This is a genomic window from Bacillus sp. OTU530 (genome assembly GCF_038440375.1).
On the sequence record NZ_JASATP010000008.1, the window covers coordinates 129,071 to 146,844 of the forward strand.

Genomic DNA, 17,774 nt, shown 5'->3' on the forward strand with positions numbered 1-17,774 from the left:
CTTTCTTAAAGTGTTAAATAATCCAGAGAGATTTTTTGCTCACAAAGCAGTAGGTTATAGCTATGCGAGGGGAGATTGATCTTCTAAGAAGCGAATAAATTGCTTGAGACTTTGTCGTTTTAGCTTTCTTTTTCTTATGACAAAATCAATTTGAATTGCTTCTGGCAGTTCTTGATATTGAAACACTTGTAGCTCTTTTCGACTATACGCAACATCTGCTGGTACGATGCTGATCCCAAGTCCATCATGAACAGCTTGCAGAATAGATTCAAGTGAGTCAAATTCCATAATAATTGGTTGATCGAAGTTATTTTCCTGAGAAAACTTCAACAATTTATCCCTATATACGCAATGTGGATCACTATTGATAAGCAATGTTTGATTATTTTTCTCCTCAACCCCATGATATTCAGGAGAAATGAGCACCATTTTCTCCAAATAGCTATAAACAGTTTCAAACTGTGAGCGATTAGCTGTACTGATTAAAAAAAGTCCATCAATTTCTCCGTAGGAAAGCATTTCTTGTAACTTTCGGTTAGTAGCTGTCTTTACCTTGACATCTATATGTTTATTTTCCTTCAAAAAAGAAGAAAATAGCTGCGGGATTTTAATTGCAGAAATTGTTTGGGGAGCGCCAATAATTAAAGATTCTCTCCACTTACTAGGGTTAACTTTTGATTTGGCTTCATCCATTAAAAGCAAAATGTGATGTGTATACTCTAATAACACTTTCCCCTCATCAGTTAATGTTACTCCTCTATTAGTACGAGCAAGTAATTTAGTACCTAGTTCCTCTTCTAAACCTTTGATTCTCTGGCTAATATTCGGTTGGACATATCCTAATAATTCGGCAGCTTTGGATATCGACTGCAACTCTGCAACATGCTTAAAAATTCGTAAATCATGACTTTCCAAGGATCGATCCCTCCTTTGATATCATTTAAAATGATACCCCTCTCATTATCTAGTATTATATCCTTTACCTAAATAAAAATATAATAAAGCATATTAGATAAAACAAAATAAGGATGATGCAAAATGGAGCAATTAAGAGATAAGACATTCATTATAACTGGCGGCGGCACTGGCATAGGAAGGGCAACAGCTTTGAAGTTAGCGGATGCAGGAGCAAAAATTGTCGTAAATTATAGCCGCTCGGAAAAGGAAGCAGCAGAAGTCGTTAGGGAAATTATCCACCGGGGAAGCAAGGCATTTGCCTATAAGGCGAATGTAGCAATAGAAAAAGAAGTCAATGAAATGGTATCTCAAACTGTCACCTCTTTTGGGACAGTAGACGGTTTAGTAAACAATGCAAGCATTACAGCTCAGATACCAATGAATGATTTAGAATCTGTAACTAACCAAGTATGGGATTCTTTATTTGATGTAAATGTGAAAGGGATGTTCCACTGTATAAAAGCAGTTGTCCCGTATATGAAGAAACAAAAATCCGGTGTTATTGTTAACTTGGGCAGTGTAGCCGGAATGACAGGAATTGGTTCATCTATCCCATATGCAGCAACAAAAGCAGCCATTCACACTATGACAAGGTCATTAGCAATTGCATTGGCACCTGAGATTCGAGTGAACAGTATCTCTCCAGGCGCAGTGGATACAAGATGGTGGTCCGGCAACGAAGAAAAGATGTACCAGCTTGCAGGAAGCTTACCCCTTCAAAAAATTTCAACACCTAACGATATCGCAGATGCTATTCTTTTTCAATTGATGCAGGAGTCTGTTACAGGGCAGGTATTTACAATTGATAATGGACAAACACTCTGACCCTATGGAGTTGCGTATCGTTTTTGTAAATTCAATATTTTGATTTTTATATGAACGCTCCTTGTAAATACAGTATAAAAAACAGGTCTTCTCGATGTAAGAAGACCTAGCTTTTCTTCATTTATTTTACTATCAATTCTCGTCATAATAATTCCTCTTATTAATAATATGGCTTCAACTCCCCTTCTCCATCGCCATCACTCCCGTACGTGACAATTGGGACATTCCATATGGCATCAATTGTTCTACTATCGCGTTAATTTTTTCTGTGTCTCCCACAGCTTGGATAATCATTGTCTTTGTACCGATATCTACCACGGTCGCTTGATATCTTTCCACTATACCTGCAAGTTCCTCATTCTTGCTTGGGTCTATATTCATCTTCATAAGGGCTAATTCGCGTGTAACTGTTTCTGCTGGTCGAAGAAGTGTTGCTTCGTAGACATCAACTAATTTTAATAGTTGATTTAGGATTTGCTTAACTAAGCTATCATCGCCAGTGGTAACAATAATAATTCGTGACGCGCCGGCTTCTTCTGAGGCACCAACTGTAATGCTTTCCATATTAAAGCCACGTCGAGTAAATAAACTTGTTACTCTCTGCATAACCCCTGGATGATCTTTGACTAATAGCGAGATGGTTTTTTGTTGTTCCATGACTTGTTATTCCTCCTCCATCATCATTTCACTAAGCGTTTTTCCTTGTAAAACCATTGGAAGAACAACCTCACTTGTCGGCACTACAAAGTCAATTACTACAGGACCTGGTGTCTCCAATGCTTCTTGCCACACACGGTGAGCTTCTTCTTTTGTTTGTGCTCGAAGCCCTTTTACTCCATATGCCTTAGCCAATTGAACAAAGTCTGGACTTCCTGATAAATCGATTTGGCTATAACGCTCTTCATAAATGAATTCCTGCCACTGACGAACCATGCCTAGCACTTGATTATTGATGATTACTACCTTAACGGGGATATTATGAATCGCACAAATAGCTAATTCCTGCGAACACATTTGCATACCGCCGTCACCATTGATGGAAATTACTAGACGGTCTGGGTTTCCCATTTGCGCTCCTATGGCCGCTGGGAACCCAAAACCCATCGTACCTAGCCCGCCGGAAGTAATTAAAGATCGAGGATGATTAAACTTATAAAATTGAGCTGCCCACATTTGATGTTGTCCTACATCTGTGGTTATAATGGCTTCCCCCTTGGTTGTTTCGTGAATCATCTCGATCACATACTGTGGCTTCAGTACCGCATCGTCATCTTTAAATTTAAGCGGGAACTTCTGTTTATTTTCCTTGATTTTGGAAATCCAAGATTCAGTTTGAGCAGGTTTTGCAGCTTCATTAGCTAATGCCAACACTGACTTTATATCACCAACGCACGGGATATGGGTCTCGACATTTTTTCCAATTTCGGCAGGATCAATATCAATGTGCGCAATGAGCCTTGCCTTTGGAGCAAAGCCCTCCAAGTTCATCGTCACTCGATCATCAAACCGTGCCCCTATACTAATCAGTAAGTCACACTCTTGTATAGCTGTATTTGCGGTATACGTCCCGTGCATCCCGGGCATCCCCATCCATAAAGAATGGGCACTTGGAAAGCCGCCCAACCCAAGCAGTGTAGTAGTTACGGGTATTTGTGTTTTGTTAACAAATTCCAAAAGCTCGTGATGTGCCCCAGAATGAACAACACCAGCTCCAGCTAAAATGACAGGACGTTCCGCTTCTTCTATGGCCTTCAACAATTTTTCTACCTGTTGTTTATTAGGATGTTCGATTGGTTTATAGCCGCGTATTTGGATTTCCTCTGGATAAGTAAAGGTCGTTTTATCAGCCGATACATCCTTAGGAATATCAATCAATACAGGACCTTTTCTACCTGTAGAAGCAATATGAAATGCTTCACGAATAACTCCAGCTAAATCCTCAACCTTGCGAACTTGATAGCTATGCTTTGTAATGGGCATGGTGATTCCCATGATATCCGCTTCTTGAAAGGCATCCGTACCAATGAGAGACGTAGCTACATTACCTGTGATAACAACAAGAGGAATGGAATCCATATGAGCCGTAGCAATCCCCGTGACAAGATTTGTAGCCCCCGGACCCGATGTAGCAATACACACACCTACCTTGCCTGTCGACCTCGCATATCCATCTGCTGCATGAATTGCCCCTTGCTCATGGCGTGTCAACAGGTGATGGAAATCCTCGTTTCCATACATGGCGTCATACATATACAATACGGCTCCCCCTGGATAACCGAAGACGCAATCTACTCCTTCTAATAACAAGCATCGAAGTAAAATTTCCGAACCTGATAGGTAATCAGGCTTTAATAACTTTTCTCGAAGACCTTCTTTTAGTAAAATAGCTGAACTTTGAGCACTCATTTGTAATCCTCCTTCAAAAAATAGGTTGTGTTCATTTAAAGAAAACTCGCGATTGGCGGACCATTAGACGAAGACAAAGGCGTAGTTTCGCTTACACTTTATCCTTGGGATTTTCTACCACAACGAATTCGCTTTTAGCTGGAACTTTCTTAAAGTGTAAAATAAAAAAACCTCTTTCATCCCAGTGCACGCACTTATTGCGTCACAGGGACGAAAGAGGTTGTCTTCCGCGGTACCACCCTAATTTGTTACACGCCTCACAGCGTATAACCTCAGTAGGTCTCTAAATGAAACCTTTGACACAATAACGTGTGTCCTTCCGGTCTTCCCTACTGGCAAGATTATTCAATCCCTCGTTCAGGAAAACAGCTCAGAGGCGACAGCGAAAGTAGAGATTACGGCAAAGGTCTCAGCAAATCCTTCGCTCTCTGTACATAAGCGCTCTATTTCTTAATCCTCTTCATAGCTAACTTCTTTTTCAGTTTTCACCAATTAATCACCTAACAAAATCATTGCATATAAAAAACCTCTTTCATCCCAACGCACGCACTTATTGCGTAACAGGGACGAAAGAGGTTGTCTTCCGCGGTACCACCCTAATTTATTACACGCCTCACAGCGTATAACCTCAGTAGGTCTCTAAATGAAACCTTTGACACAATAACGTGTGTCCTTCCGGTCTTCCCTACTGGCAAGGTTGTTCAACCTTTCGTTCAGGAAAACAGCTCAGAGGTGACAGCGAAAATAGAGATTATGGCAAAGGTCCCAGCAAATCCTTCGCTCTCTGTACATAAGAGCCCTATTTCTTAATCCTCTTCGTAGCATAGAAGTATTAATATTCTGAATCTTATTATAACTCTGATAAAATGTCAATAATGATTTATAAAAAATTTCTGACGCATGCTTATCGAGTTCATTTGAATATATATGACAGTCGCTATCCTTTTAGTAAAAGTATTGATAAGGATAACGTTTTTTATACATGATTCATTTTCTAGTTAATAGCATGCCCTGTTGCTTTGGAAAATCGTGTTAGTTATGATTCTATATTTAGAGGGTAAGATACCAACTCTTCAACAATAGCCCCTCCACAAGCTTTTCTAAAGGCCAGGTGATCAAATTTAAGAACTTATCCTTTATTTAACATAAAATAAGCTTGTACGTATTGATTTGAATTGTATTATAAGATAGTATGAAATTAACAATTTACGGAAGGGTGACAAAGGGCGATGATCTACTAATCCTTATTTAGAAAAACAGGCGTAATAGACTTAACTACGAGCCATTTTTCTGGATTGGATTAGTTTTGCCTTTTGAGAACAAAAATGAAGCATGAAACTGCCCATCGGGTATTTTCTGTCTTCTTTTGTGCCCAAAACAAAGCCTCCTATCCAGAAATGGAAAAGGAGGCTTTTTTATGGAAATAACGCGCAATGAGAAATTAGGTATGGGAGCATTGTTTCAAAACCAAGTAATCCGAACCATTTTGCTGTCGGTGTTATTCCTTCAAATTGGGATTTGGGTGAGAAACTATTCAATTCTTTTATATGTAATTGAGAAGACCAATGAAAATCCGGTTGCGGTGTCTTTAATATCTGTTGCCGAATTTGCCCCAATCTTTCTATTTTCGTTTATAGGCGGAACATTTGCTGATAGATGGCGGCCGAAGAGGACGATGGTTTGGTGTGATGTGTTAAGTGCCGCTTCTGTCTTTATCGTTCTGCTCACTTTGTTTTTTGGCAGCTGGAAAGTAATTTTCTTTGCAACGCTTGTTTCATCTATTCTCTCGCAGTTTTCACAGCCGTCCGGCATGAAGCTGTTCAAGCTGTATGTGCCTGCTGAGCTTATTCAGATGGGTATGTCCATGTATCAGACTATCTTTGCACTTTTTATGATTTTAGGTCCAGTTCTAGGCACCTTCGTCTATCAGCATTTTGGTATCTTAACAGCTGTCGCTATCATGGGTATTGCTTTTCTATGTTCAGCGGCCGTTCTGCTGATGCTGCCAGAAGACCCTGCGCCGGCGGAAGAGAAACCGAAAACGACCTTGGTGGAGGAAATGAAGGAAGGTTTCCGCTATGTATTGAACAGCAGACCATTAACCTTGCTTGGCGGCTGTTTTGCGGCAGCAGGGCTGGCTATTGGACTAACGCAGCCGCTCGGTGTATTTTTGATCACAGAGAGATTGGGACTGCCAAAGGAAGATTTACAATGGCTTATGGCTGCCTTTGGGATTGGTATGATTCTCGGCGGCGGAATTACAGTAGGCCTTTCGAAAAAAATGCCGCCGCAAATGCTTTTGGCAATCGGTATGGGGGCAAGTGCTATTGGATTTATTGGCATGGGTTTATCCAGTGCATTCTGGTTGACTCTGACCGCACAGTTTTTTTCAGGTGTATTTATGCCTTGCATCCATATAGGAATTAATACAATGATTTTGCAAAATACAGAAGAAGCCTTTATCGGCAGGGTAAATGGCATATTAACTCCTCTATTTATGGGGGCGATGGTCATTACGATGTCAACTGCTGGATGGCTGAAAACCCATCTTTCTATTGTTTACATCTACGAAGCAGCAGCACTGCTTCTTGTGATCGGAATTCTAAGTCTGTTGCCTTTAATGAAAAAGGACGCAGTCAACAAGGGAATTAAAGAGGAAATATAGTAAGCAGATAAAAAAACAAAGGCCGCGAATACCGATGACTGAAGTCATGAGTATTCGCGGCTTTTTATCACTGTAAGAAAGTATAAATTTCTAGCTGGAAGACAATTCGACGTAGCGAGAAATTTTAGGAATACAGTTCGGCAAGTTTTCCTTAAAAAGTATGATGTAAGGGGTTCTACCTAGCTATTACACCACTCTTTCAATACCTCATCTAAATGTCGAAGCGATTCTGAAGATTTCTCTTTCGCTGCCTTTAGCCAAGACTGATGATCACCGTACTGCCCTCTCCGCAGCGCAATCATTCTTCTTACCTCGTCTCGATTTGGGCCACCCGGCAACGAACGAATGTCTACAAAATACTCGGGATCAAGGGATTGCTGCAGTTTAACCTCATCCAGCAGTAATGGTTTGCCTATGACACCGACGGCCGCTTCATTGACGAGAGTCAGCGTGACCTCATGTGCGGCGATACCTTGAGCTATTGCGGCCTTTACCACATTGCTTGCAATGTGATGTGCTTTGCGGAAGGAGAGGGCGTCTGTTCTCACTAACGTATCCGCCAATTCCGTGATAGTAGCGAAGCTAGCTTTAGCCCGTTCACGCAGCACTTCTTTATTCACTTCAGCAGTTGCGATTACACAGCCCATCAGTCTGCATAATTTGTCTAATAGATCTAGGCTTCTCCAGGCATACGGCTGCATATCGTCCTCTGTATCAACAATATCACCAAAAGGTGTGTTGTGAATCATCGTCAGTACCGTCTGGGTATTACCCACACAGCTAGATAATAAAGAACGTAAATGCTCTAGAGATACCGGATTACGCTTTTGGGGCATGATAGAACTCGTTTGTACGTAAGCATCTGAAACACGCAGCACCCCGTACTCTTGCGTACTCCACAACAACAAATCTTGAATGAAGCGCCCGAGGGTGATTGCGGTAATTTGAGTGGCAGTCATGACCTCAGCGATATAATCAGCTCCCGCAATGGCGTCATAGGAATTTTCAATTAGCCCATCAAAGCCAAGCAACTCCGCCATTCGCTCCCTATTAATGTTAAACCCGGAAGTCGTAAGGGCTGCTGCTCCCATCGGACTTTGATTACAATGTTCATACGCCAGCATCAATCGCTGTACATCACGGTTTAATGAATCAATGACAGCTAGAATATAATGAGCCAATGTGGTTGGTTGAGCCTGTTGTGTATGGGTATACCCAATCATGAGCGTATCTACATGTTTACTGGCAAATTGCAGTAACTCTTCTTTCAAAAATAATACGGAAGATAATGCAGTTTGCATTTTATCGCGCAGTGTTAATCGGAACATTGCGATACTCATATCGTTACGGCTCCGAGCGATGTGCAGGTTACCGGCAATATCCCCTGCTTTATCTAACAGCTCATGTTCAACCTGAAAGAATAAATCTTCAAATTGACCGGAGTACTGAGAGATGCGCAAGGACTGTAAATCTAGCATTCTAATAGCCTCGGCGATCTGCTTCCCCTCGTTGCGGGAAATGAGTTGTTGTTCATCCAGCATGATAAGGTGAGCTTTATGAATCGCCATCATTGGTTCTAATAAATGCCGCTTTGCTTCATCGTATGCAGGTGCAAGAACAACCTCCATATAGGCTTTCCCTGGGAATGTATGACCCTCCTTTTGAACAATTTGATCGCGATTGTTCCCCCCATTCATTTCCTTCCTGTTTAATGTATCCAATTGCTTCTTCCCCCTTGGATTGTATACTAGCTATCATTTTTTCTAACGACTATGCATTTCAGTAAACTATGCAATTACATTGTATGGACTGTGCTCATTTCACCTCGTTCATTATGAAATATTGAATGTCTTTGGTATCTATCATACGTTGAACTCCATGTCCTGGTCTAAAATTAAAAACTTTTGGCTCTTTCATACAATATATTTCTCTAAGCTGTCTATCTCTGCCTTACGTAATGCGTCTTTGATAAAAGAAAGCAAATATTCTGCATCACGCCCAACACCGCAAACAAGTGCTGAGCCCCTTTGTCGTTGCCATGGCAAACCGATAAAGAATAATCCCTCCACAGGACTGACTCCCCTATAGTGAAGAGGTTCTCCCTTCTCATCTAATGCTCCGTTTACCTCTAACCACTTGTAATCTGGAACAAAACCTGTTGACCAGATGATATTTTTCACGTCCATGCTGCTACCATCTTGAAAAATCGTTCTTTCTCCCTGGACATCCACTACTCTCGATTTCACTCGTACTTTTCCACTTCGAATCAAATTCCTACACTCAACACCCAAAATGCGATCACCTTTCTTGCGAAACCAGACGCCCCGTTTTGTATCTGTACCGGCGTATAAAAATCCTAATATTTCAAGCCAGAAGAAGATACTTTTTCCAAAGAAGTGCAAAGGCAAAAATTTGAATGGATGACTGATTGCGATAGTTACCTCTCGATCCTCCGCAAGTTCTGTTGCAATTTGTGCTCCGGAATTCCCCCCTCCTACGACCAAAACAGGGCCCTCAGGAATTTGCTTTGGCGAGATATACGCCGAAGAATGGATTTGAAACACATCCTTCGAGTATTGTTGTGATGCAGGAGGCAGAAATGGAGCTTGAAAGGCACCGGAAGCTATTACGATTTGTTTACTGTATAAAATTTCTTTGTTGGTAACTACTTTAAAACCTATATCGACCTGCTGCACCTTTTGTACATGCGTACGCAATTGGATTGGCAGAGAAAAATGCTCAGCGTATGTTTCTAAATAGTCCGCCATCTCACCCTTTGAAGGAAATGCATCCTGATCTCCTTCAAAGGCCAGACCCGGCAATGCACTATATGATTTTGGCGTAAAAAGGATCAAAGAGTCATATCGCTTTCGCCAACTGTCCCCAACTCGTTCTCCCGCATCTAGCAGCAAAAACGAAACCTCCTGCTGTTTTAAGAAAAATCCCATACTGAGCCCAGCTTGCCCCGCTCCAATAATGATGACATCTAGCATGTCCGTGTCTCCTCCCTCTTTGTAAGCTACCTAGTCTATATATCATGATAGAAAATTTCCTCACCACCCCTTATCAAAGAAAAAGCCTAGCTCTCGTACGATTTCCAGATTTCCAAGAGCCATAAATAATTTTGCGGCGTTATACAGCTTTTCATTATCGGGAGCAGCCTGTTTCACCTTTTCAACAATTTCTCTATAAAGAATTCTTTTTTGTATATTTCACTGCAAGTTTTTCCATTACGGATTTCCTTCACACTCTTGAACATATGAACAATCATTCATATGTTTGATTCCATTATATGAATCTTTTTCTCAGAGAGTCAATGAATCTTGAAGAAATTTCTAAAAATTAGGAATCGTTAGCCATAAAGTTGTAAAACGAGTATTCCGGGTTGAATCATAAAATTAAGATAAAAGCCAACACTCGGTCCATATTCTAACAATCTTTAAAATTTATTGTTTGTTAAAACCTGAATTGTTATGTATAATTTCTTCTGTTATGTCGGTCCGACTTTCATGAGGTGAAGGTCATTGAACTGCAAAAACTAAATAAATAGAAAGAGGTGCTATTTTGAAGCAGGGACTAAAACAAGAATGGTTCTCTCATGTGCGAACGGATATATTAGCGGGGATTGTCGTAGCATTAGCTTTAATACCAGAAGTAATTGGCTTTTCTATTATCGCCGGTGTGAATCCTATGGTCGGTTTGTACGCTTCGTTTTGTGTAGCAATTGTAATTGCTTTTGTTGGGGGACGCCCAGGAATGATTTCAGCCGCTGCGGGTGCCATGGCATTGGTATTGGTCGGATTGGTGAAGGACCATGGCATCGAGTACATGCTTGCAGCCACTATTTTAACAGGAGTACTTCAATTTTTACTTGGCGTTCTTCGAATCGGAGAATTGGTAAAATTTATTCCTAATTCTGTTATGGTCGGTTTTGTAAACTCATTGGCTATTTTAATTTTCACATCGCAATTACCTTCATTCTCAGGTGAATCCTGGCCGATGTATGCTATGGTAGCTGGCGGATTAGTGATTATTTATTTATTCCCTAAGATAACGAAAGCTGTTCCTTCGCCGCTGATTGCGATTATTGTGATTAGCGCCATTTCAATTTATACTCACAGTGATGTGAGAACAATTGGTGATATGGGGAGCATTTCAAACACATTACCGCATTTTTTAATTCCTGATGTACCGTTTAACCTAGAAACCCTTCGTATTATTTTTCCATACGCGCTTTCATTGGCTCTAGTTGGTTTGATTGAGTCTTTGTTAACAGCTCAAATTGTGAATGAGATGACGGATACACAAAGTAATAAAAATAAGGAATGTAGAGGACAAGGAATTGCCAATATTATAAATGGATTTTTTGGCGGTATGGCGGGCTGTGCTATGATTGGACAATCGGTCATTAACATGAAATCTGGAGGGCGCGGACGTCTTTCTGCTTTTGTTGCCGGTGCTTTTTTGATGTTTCTTATTATTGTTTTAAATCAAATTGTAGTTCAAATTCCTTTGGCTGCTCTTGTAGCAGTTATGATCACAGTATCCATCAGTACGTTTGACTGGGGTTCTTTAACACGACTGCACAAGCTGCCGAAAACAGATGCTGTTGTAATGGTTACAACTGTTGTTGCAATCGTGCTTACTCATAACTTAGCAGTTGGTGTGATCCTAGGAATTGTATTAAGTGCAATTTTCTTTGCTTCCAAAATTTCAAAAGTTAAGGTAACTGAAACAGCTTATCCGTCCCTTCAAAAGATGGAGTATAGAGTAGAGGGCCAGGTATTCTTTGCTTCTGTAACGGATTTCCTTTCTTCTTTCAACTTTAAGCAAGAGCATGTCAAAACTGTTGATATCGATTTATCTCATGCTCATATATGGGATGAATCAGGCGTTACGGCGATTGATAAGGTTGTACTCAAGTTTCACCAAAACGGCATACAAGCTCGTATTCTTGGTTTAAATGAGGCAAGTGCAACGTTACTGAACCGTATCGCAGTATTTAATAAACCAGGTGGCTTAGATCAGAATATCGGTCATTAATAAAAAATTCCCCTTCATAATAAAGAAGGGGAATTTTTTTATACGAGTGATTGCCATAATAGAATAACAACACCGATAAAGACAATTGAGTAGTTGAATAATGTATTGTTTTCTTGTTCTTCGCATCGATTCTTTGTTAGTTTTTCAAAAGCCTGCATACGTAATTTGGTTTGGTGAAGGTACATCATGATCCCTCTCCTTCTGAATACGAACACAATTTTGAAAGCGTTTTCTTTATTATATAATATTCTATAAAAAAAGCAACCAACTGCCATAAGGAGTTGGTTACTTTTTGTTCCACATACTTATATAAAACAACAAAAAAAGGCTGTCTTAATGTAACTTTTACAATTCTATGAAGTGTTCTCGTAAAGCCATAGCGCTTTTTTAGACTTTCTCATGATAAAATGGAGATAAAAGGAAAATCGTGATAGGAGGCCCACTCTAGATGAAATATACGATTGCTATTATAGGAGGAACTGGAAAAGCAGGTAGATTTCTAGCAGAAACAGCAATAAAAAAAGGCTATAAAGTGCGCATGCTCGTCAGAAATCCAGAAAAAGTGTTAATAGCCAACAAAAATATAGAACTTATTAAAGGAGATGCTCAAAGCTCAGAGTCCATTGTCTCTTTGCTTAAAGGATGTGAAGCTGTTGTGAATACATTTGGACAGCCTAACAGAGAAGCACCTTTATATAGTGAAGTTACGAAATTGGTAATTGCCACTATGTCAAAGATGGGGATCAAACGATACATAGGAGTAACGGGAGGTTCTTTGGATGTGTATGGAGATAAAAAGTCCTTAACAAATCGGTTCGGTGCCATTGTCTTCCGCATGATGTATGCTGAGATGATTCAGGATAAGAAAAAAGAGCTTGCCCTTCTCCAAGAAAGCGGGATCGATTGGACGCTTGTTCGCTTACCATTTGTTTTTGAAAAAAGCGGTAATAAAGCTATAAAAGCAAGTCTGTATGATATGCCAGGACTGACTATTACCAACCGTGATATTGCAGATTTTTTGATTAATGAAATTTCAGATTCTAAATATTTGCGTCAAACACCGTTTATAGCAAATTAGATAAAACGAAACTACCCATAAACTGGAACATGCAGATTAACCCCTATTCCAACTAAAGAAAACTTGTCGATTGGCGAGCCCCGCCTTTGGGCGAAGACAGAGGCACAGCCCTACTTATACTGTATTCCTAAAGTTTCTCACTACGTCGAGTTGGCTTCCAGCTAGAAATTTATACTTTCTTACAGTGCTAAAAAACCTGGCACAAGGCCAAGTTTTTTTATCGTTTATTCATTTGCTTACCGCTTTTCTTCTGGCTCTGATACTGTGCATTTCCTTGCTCAGCGCCAAACTCCACATCGTTATGTGTGCCTTGCTGGCTCAATTGCGCTAGTTTTTGGTTTTTGTTTTGCTTTCCTGCTCCGCCCATTGTTATCCCTCCTTTATCTGTAATCGTTACTACTATGCTCTTTTATCCGTTTTTTATACAAACAAGGAGACGAACATTGGGGTTTGCAGAAAAGCAATGCTTAGTACTGAGTGGCTCTATTTTTTGCGTCGTAATGCACTAATTAACGCTGCAATCGAAACTAACAGAGAAATAATCGATACGACCGTTGGGATTGTTTGTACACCGCCAGTATTTGATTGTGTTTTTGTTGTATCCGTTACTGTCTGGTCTTGTTTCTCAGTTGAAGAAGCCGCGCTAATCTCAGTAATAGAATGCGGTGTGTCACTTCCTTCCTCTCCTGCCCATTCTACAATACTGCCGTCTGTATAGTATTGGTACGCATCCCAAGCGACCTTCTGCCCGCTAGCCGGGTTTTTTGCTACAAAGGTGAACTGTTGAAATTGCCCTGATAAAATACCTTCACCAGTTGCTGTCCAGGTAATGGATGTTGCTTTTCCAGATGCATCCTTCTGTTCACTAACTGTCCATCCAGGTACAGGTTGATATTGTTCAAACTCTACTCCATCAGGAATTTTCAAGGTAACTTTTGTTGTTGGTACATCTTTTTCAACGGGGACCTTCATCGTATATGTTTCCCATGCCTCAGTTGTAGAAGTGCTGGGCTTTACCGATACGTGAGCACTTGCAGATACTGAAAAAAGAAATGTTGCCGCTATTGTTGGTATAAGTGCTGCCATTAACCTTTTGCTTTTTGTCATGCTTCATAATCCCCTTTATCCTCTTATTGTCGACTGCCTACCGTCGAACGAAAATCTATATCAAAACTATCAAGAGATGTTGCCAGTCCATGAACCTTTATGGTCCATTGTCCTGTCATATTTAAATACATTCCTTTTGTTTGAAACTTTCCTGTTGATACAGCTGGAACTCTAAATGTCTCTTTTCCCATCTCCATATCTAACGAAGAGACTGTCAATGTAAGTTGTTCTATATCAGTAACAGGCTGTCCATTTTTATCATTTAACTCAACATCAAATGTATTCATCCCCACTGCATTAGGACTAATGCTTAAAGTGAGCTGATTGCCATTATCCAGCTGCCTGGTTTCATGAAAAGGTCCTGTTGCCGGTATCGGAGGAGTCGGCAAATTCGTTAAAAATGCTGCAAGTACCATCACAATGATTCCTATGCTCCATTCAACACCTACTGTAGCCCCGATCCCTTTCTTTCGACGCAGCTTACCTTTCACAAAATGAACAATCCCTAATATCCCCATCACTACAAATAAAATAATCTTTGCGAACAGAAACCTCCCATAATTTGTATCAAAAAGAGAAGTGATTGTTGGAACAAAAAATGTACTAGTGACAAGTCCCGTGAAAAAAATGATTGAAACAGCAGCCATCGCCCAAGGAGAAAATCGACGAATTGCATCCCAATATCGTGACCAATCTCTTTTATCATGTTCTGCACCAGCATGATCTACAGGTAATAGAAAAGCAATTCCAAGCAACCCTCCCAACCATAAGGAGGCAGCGAATAAATGAAGAAAATCCATGGGTATTGCTATCTCTTTATACTTAGAAGCAGCTGCATGACCAATGAAGGCTTTCGTTATCAGCAGTCCCACCACGAGCATCACAGGGATTACCCATGCTTTCCACGAAGTAAAACTTCCTCTTTTGATAGCTACATAGGTTGCCACAGAAAGCAAAGCAACGAGAATCATCTGAATAACCCATATATGTCCAAAGCCAGGAAGCTCCAGAGTTTCTCTCAACAATGAGAGCTGAAACGCCTTCGACCACGATACATCTGCATTTATTTTTGTTTGTAAAGGAAGATTGAACAACAAGCTAAGGGAAATTCCAAGCAGCGATAACCAAAGGATGATCCGACTTCTTGATTGAACCTTAGTAGACTGCTGGTTATCTGATTTTCGAATAATAAGATTAAAAAATATAACACCTATATAAAGAGAAAAACCCGTATATAAGAGCCCACGTTCAATAAGCATATCCAATTTCGGTATATAACCGGTTGTGTGTGCTTGTGAAGCATTAGAATCTTCTCCCGCAGTCCCGATATGAAATGGAATTACCCCTTGAACAGGATGCCCATCTGCTGAAATCACTTTCCAATGAACGGAATAAGCACCATCTCGTATATTAGGTTTCACTCCAGCTTCCATCATCCTTGGATTCTCTTTATTGATATGAGCATTTTTTAAGTCTACCCGCTTTCCTGAAGCATCCATCACAATAAGGGAAGCAAAGCTAGAAGACTGAATCCTCTCATCAAACTCAATGCTGACAATAGAAGGTGCTTTAGGCAAAATTTCGTTTTCCGCAGGGGTTGCTTTAGTAATATAAGCATGCGCAGATGTAAAGATAGGCGATAACATGCTATATAAAAAGAAAAACACCATCCATAATCCAAACCTTTTGATATACATTAAATACTGTCCACCCACTCTACCCTTTCCCTCCCTATTCCCTGGGAGATACTGAAACTAAATATAATATAATTATGGCACCAAAATGTGAGGAAAATGCGAAAACCTTGTGAATAATGTTAGATGCTTCATACTTTTATAGTGATTAGAGAAAATGAGCAGAGTTTTTGGCGTTTATTCACGCAGCTATGCTGAAAAAGCATACAGTATGGACATAAAAATAATTCTTCTCTTTCCATCTATCACAACATAGGCATCAATTAAAAATTTAACGTTTTTCTGGAAAGAAGTCCCCTTCCTCAAGGAATGGGAAGGGCGCAGCCCAATATGAGTAGGTGGGGGATGAATTTCTAGTAGGCGAAAGCCTACTTTATTATTTTTCTGATTTCGCTGTTGAATACAGAACGTATGTTTGGTGCAATGAACCTAACAAAATGATAGAGGAATCTATTGAATCACAGGCATAGACAGAAAGGAGAAAAAATGTGTACAGAACCCTAAAAACAGGATTTAGAACAGACCAAAACACTTTAGATCATTTGTTTTATGTTTGAAAAATGACAGGTCAAATCTGGAACGACTGTGTACAGTTAGGCAGGTATTATTTTCGTTTAGGGAAAAAAGGGATTTCAAAAAGCGAACTGCAAGCAGAATCGTCGAGAGACTCATTCGTTTGTACTTGTGTTGCCGAAGGTGGGAGTTTTTTCTTCAGAGAAAGTGTTATGACCACTACAAATGTTGTTTTGTACGTTTGTCTAGCAAGTCCTTTCCTTTTTCTATTCATACCTTCGGGTGTGGGTAACAATATTCCTTCAAGGTATGTTGGTAAAAACTGAAAGGGTGTTGTCTAGCGGAAACCCCTTCTTCAAGCCGATTGTGTTTGCAATCGGATAAGGAGGGGAGATTCATAACTGTATTGACTCCGTACCAACGTACAGAGTTTATAGTGAAGAAAAAGAAGGAGAGATTCATATTGGCTAAAAAAATTGAAGTTTTTACAGCTGGCAGTTATTTATGTGATGGTGTAGTGGAACAAGTCAAACAGTTAGCTTGTCCAAAATGCGAAGTCGTCGTTTATGATTTAAACAAAAACAATTCCACAACCGAATGGGAACAAAAATCTAAAGCCTATGGAATTCAATCTATTCCCTCTGTCGCCATGGATGGGAAAATCATTGACCTTACTAAGTTAAAAAAGCAAGATGAGATCAACTGTTGAACAGAATCCATTAAAATAGATTCTGCTTGTATTTTTTCTATTTAATTTTTATGAATAAAGGTTGTTCATGATTAAATAAGACGTCATTTAACACTATTTTTCTCATAAATTTGAAGAAAACCATTACTGTATTTCATTTCTATAAACTACTTTATGAACATCATGCCTAACCGTTTTATGGCCAGCTTTAATACCTTTCCCAATCGCTATGAGCATAACATCCAAATACCTCTCGGAAATATGCAATATCGACTTGAGCTGTTTGGAATCATACCCTGACATTGTGATGGTTTCAAGCCCAGCTTCATTTGCCAATAAAAGTAAAGACATGGACGCTAGACTCGCATCCCTCGTTAATTCAATTTTTAAATCCTCTTTTGATTTATTCGCGTAGTAATTTATAGCAGCATTCGCCAAGTAATCTCTCATTGATGCATCAAAAAAACCTTGCTGACATCCCTCTTCATGTATATTTATAATATTTTCTTTCCCAAAGGCTTGATAATCCCCTAGCACAACAATTAATGCGGACGCTTCTGTTACTTGCTGTTGGTTAAAAGCTACCGGCAATAATAAATCCCGCAGATGTGGATCATCGATGACTAAGTATCGGGTTGCTTGTATATTGTTTCCATTAGGTGACTTACTTGCACTTTCAATCAATGAAGCCAACATCTCTGAACTGACTTTATAGTTTGGATCGTAATGCCTGACCGAACGTCTTTTTTCTAAAACTTCCTTTACACTCATCGTATCCACTCCAAATATTTTATTTGC

16 protein-coding genes and 2 other annotated features are annotated in these 17,774 nt (G+C 39.9%); of the genes, 5 read left to right on the forward strand and 11 right to left on the reverse strand.

Annotation, left to right across the window (positions count from 1 at the left end; all coding sequences use genetic code 11):
* Positions 1 to 60 precede the first annotated feature (60 nt).
* A complete protein-coding gene (locus tag AAHB12_RS08540; protein WP_342044955.1) occupies positions 61 to 915 on the reverse strand; it encodes a LysR family transcriptional regulator in 855 nt (284 codons plus the stop codon).
* Positions 916 to 1,038: 123 nt separating this feature from the next.
* Here AAHB12_RS08540 and AAHB12_RS08545 point away from each other — a divergent pair, with 123 nt between their 5' ends.
* Positions 1,039 to 1,782: an SDR family NAD(P)-dependent oxidoreductase gene (locus tag AAHB12_RS08545; RefSeq protein WP_129727387.1), complete on the forward strand. Its 744-nt coding sequence runs from the start codon at positions 1,039 to 1,041 to the stop codon at positions 1,780 to 1,782.
* A 2-nt stretch (positions 1,783 to 1,784) separates the two neighbouring features.
* Here the strand turns inward: AAHB12_RS08545 and AAHB12_RS08550 are convergent, their stop codons facing one another.
* Genes AAHB12_RS08550 through ilvB form a run of 3 tightly spaced genes read right to left on the reverse strand, consistent with a single transcriptional unit; the run spans position 1,785 to position 4,188 of the window.
* Complete coding sequence (locus AAHB12_RS08550; RefSeq protein ID WP_342044956.1) at positions 1,785 to 1,928, reverse strand: hypothetical protein; 144 nt, start codon at positions 1,926 to 1,928, stop codon at positions 1,785 to 1,787.
* Positions 1,929 to 1,956: 28 nt separating this feature from the next.
* Positions 1,957 to 2,439 carry an acetolactate synthase small subunit gene (gene ilvN, locus AAHB12_RS08555; RefSeq protein WP_342044958.1) on the reverse strand — a complete coding sequence of 161 codons (483 nt, stop codon included), beginning with the start codon at positions 2,437 to 2,439 and terminating at the stop codon, positions 1,957 to 1,959.
* A gap of 6 nt (positions 2,440 to 2,445) precedes the next feature.
* Positions 2,446 to 4,188 carry a biosynthetic-type acetolactate synthase large subunit gene (gene ilvB, locus AAHB12_RS08560; protein ID WP_342044959.1) on the reverse strand — a complete coding sequence of 581 codons (1,743 nt, stop codon included), beginning with the start codon at positions 4,186 to 4,188 and terminating at the stop codon, positions 2,446 to 2,448.
* Between the two features lie 203 nt (positions 4,189 to 4,391).
* Positions 4,392 to 4,661 (reverse strand) — a binding site (T-box leader).
* Positions 4,662 to 4,747: 86 nt separating this feature from the next.
* Positions 4,748 to 5,017 (reverse strand) — a binding site (T-box leader).
* A 588-nt stretch (positions 5,018 to 5,605) separates the two neighbouring features.
* Here ilvB and AAHB12_RS08565 point away from each other — a divergent pair.
* On the forward strand, positions 5,606 to 6,853 hold the full coding sequence (locus AAHB12_RS08565) for an MFS transporter (RefSeq protein WP_342044961.1): 1,248 nt from the start codon (positions 5,606 to 5,608) through the stop codon (positions 6,851 to 6,853).
* Between the two features lie 179 nt (positions 6,854 to 7,032).
* On the opposite strand, the gene argH is transcribed toward AAHB12_RS08565, so the two are convergent.
* Entirely contained in the window at positions 7,033 to 8,550 is a 1,518-nt protein-coding gene (argH, locus tag AAHB12_RS08570) for an argininosuccinate lyase (RefSeq protein WP_342045033.1), read from the reverse strand.
* A gap of 216 nt (positions 8,551 to 8,766) precedes the next feature.
* Entirely contained in the window at positions 8,767 to 9,846 is a 1,080-nt protein-coding gene (locus AAHB12_RS08575) for a flavin-containing monooxygenase (RefSeq protein WP_342044962.1), read from the reverse strand.
* 568 nt (positions 9,847 to 10,414) lie between these two features.
* On the opposite strand from AAHB12_RS08575, the gene AAHB12_RS08580 reads away from it, so the two are divergent.
* Entirely contained in the window at positions 10,415 to 11,896 is a 1,482-nt protein-coding gene (locus tag AAHB12_RS08580) for a SulP family inorganic anion transporter (RefSeq protein WP_446715530.1), read from the forward strand.
* Positions 11,897 to 11,934: 38 nt separating this feature from the next.
* On the opposite strand, the gene AAHB12_RS08585 is transcribed toward AAHB12_RS08580, so the two are convergent.
* Entirely contained in the window at positions 11,935 to 12,084 is a 150-nt protein-coding gene (locus tag AAHB12_RS08585; RefSeq protein WP_342044964.1) for a hypothetical protein, read from the reverse strand.
* A 260-nt stretch (positions 12,085 to 12,344) separates the two neighbouring features.
* On the opposite strand from AAHB12_RS08585, the gene AAHB12_RS08590 reads away from it, so the two are divergent.
* Positions 12,345 to 12,974, forward strand: a complete 630-nt coding sequence (locus AAHB12_RS08590) for an NAD(P)-dependent oxidoreductase (protein ID WP_342044966.1) — start codon at positions 12,345 to 12,347, stop codon at positions 12,972 to 12,974.
* A 217-nt stretch (positions 12,975 to 13,191) separates the two neighbouring features.
* Here the strand turns inward: AAHB12_RS08590 and AAHB12_RS08595 are convergent, their stop codons facing one another.
* From AAHB12_RS08595 to AAHB12_RS08605, 3 genes are all read right to left on the reverse strand, one after another.
* Positions 13,192 to 13,341, reverse strand: a complete 150-nt coding sequence (locus AAHB12_RS08595) for a hypothetical protein (protein WP_165350860.1) — start codon at positions 13,339 to 13,341, stop codon at positions 13,192 to 13,194.
* Between the two features lie 116 nt (positions 13,342 to 13,457).
* Positions 13,458 to 14,081, reverse strand: a complete 624-nt coding sequence (locus AAHB12_RS08600) for a YcnI family copper-binding membrane protein (RefSeq protein WP_129729933.1) — start codon at positions 14,079 to 14,081, stop codon at positions 13,458 to 13,460.
* 23 nt (positions 14,082 to 14,104) lie between these two features.
* Positions 14,105 to 15,778, reverse strand: a complete 1,674-nt coding sequence (locus AAHB12_RS08605; protein WP_342045034.1) for a copper resistance protein CopC — start codon at positions 15,776 to 15,778, stop codon at positions 14,105 to 14,107.
* A 973-nt stretch (positions 15,779 to 16,751) separates the two neighbouring features.
* Between AAHB12_RS08605 and AAHB12_RS08610 the strand changes: the two genes are divergently transcribed.
* Positions 16,752 to 16,997 carry a glutaredoxin gene (locus AAHB12_RS08610; protein WP_342044968.1) on the forward strand — a complete coding sequence of 82 codons (246 nt, stop codon included), beginning with the start codon at positions 16,752 to 16,754 and terminating at the stop codon, positions 16,995 to 16,997.
* A gap of 123 nt (positions 16,998 to 17,120) precedes the next feature.
* Here the strand turns inward: AAHB12_RS08610 and AAHB12_RS08615 are convergent, their stop codons facing one another.
* The gene (locus AAHB12_RS08615; protein ID WP_342044969.1) at positions 17,121 to 17,747 is read right to left on the reverse strand and encodes a nitroreductase family protein; all 627 of its coding nucleotides are present in this window, start codon (positions 17,745 to 17,747) and stop codon (positions 17,121 to 17,123) included.
* Between the last annotated feature and the right edge of the window lie 27 nt (positions 17,748 to 17,774).

Bases quoted from the DNA above. Each gene is read 5' to 3' on its own strand.
- AAHB12_RS08605 (WP_342045034.1), bottom strand. From the start codon at position 15,778: ATGTATATCAAAAGGTTTGGATTATGGATGGTGTTTTTCTTTTTATAT.
- argH (WP_342045033.1), bottom strand. From the start codon at position 8,550: ATGAATGGGGGGAACAATCGCGATCAAATTGTTCAAAAGGAGGGTCAT.
- AAHB12_RS08600 (WP_129729933.1), bottom strand. From the start codon at position 14,081: ATGACAAAAAGCAAAAGGTTAATGGCAGCACTTATACCAACAATAGCG.
- ilvN (WP_342044958.1), bottom strand. From the start codon at position 2,439: ATGGAACAACAAAAAACCATCTCGCTATTAGTCAAAGATCATCCAGGG.
- AAHB12_RS08590 (WP_342044966.1), top strand. From the start codon at position 12,345: ATGAAATATACGATTGCTATTATAGGAGGAACTGGAAAAGCAGGTAGA.
- AAHB12_RS08615 (WP_342044969.1), bottom strand. From the start codon at position 17,747: ATGAGTGTAAAGGAAGTTTTAGAAAAAAGACGTTCGGTCAGGCATTAC.
- AAHB12_RS08575 (WP_342044962.1), bottom strand. From the start codon at position 9,846: ATGCTAGATGTCATCATTATTGGAGCGGGGCAAGCTGGGCTCAGTATG.
- AAHB12_RS08565 (WP_342044961.1), top strand. From the start codon at position 5,606: ATGGAAATAACGCGCAATGAGAAATTAGGTATGGGAGCATTGTTTCAA.
- AAHB12_RS08550 (WP_342044956.1), bottom strand. From the start codon at position 1,928: ATGACGAGAATTGATAGTAAAATAAATGAAGAAAAGCTAGGTCTTCTT.
- AAHB12_RS08585 (WP_342044964.1), bottom strand. From the start codon at position 12,084: ATGATGTACCTTCACCAAACCAAATTACGTATGCAGGCTTTTGAAAAA.
- ilvB (WP_342044959.1), bottom strand. From the start codon at position 4,188: ATGAGTGCTCAAAGTTCAGCTATTTTACTAAAAGAAGGTCTTCGAGAA.
- AAHB12_RS08545 (WP_129727387.1), top strand. From the start codon at position 1,039: ATGGAGCAATTAAGAGATAAGACATTCATTATAACTGGCGGCGGCACT.
- AAHB12_RS08595 (WP_165350860.1), bottom strand. From the start codon at position 13,341: ATGGGCGGAGCAGGAAAGCAAAACAAAAACCAAAAACTAGCGCAATTG.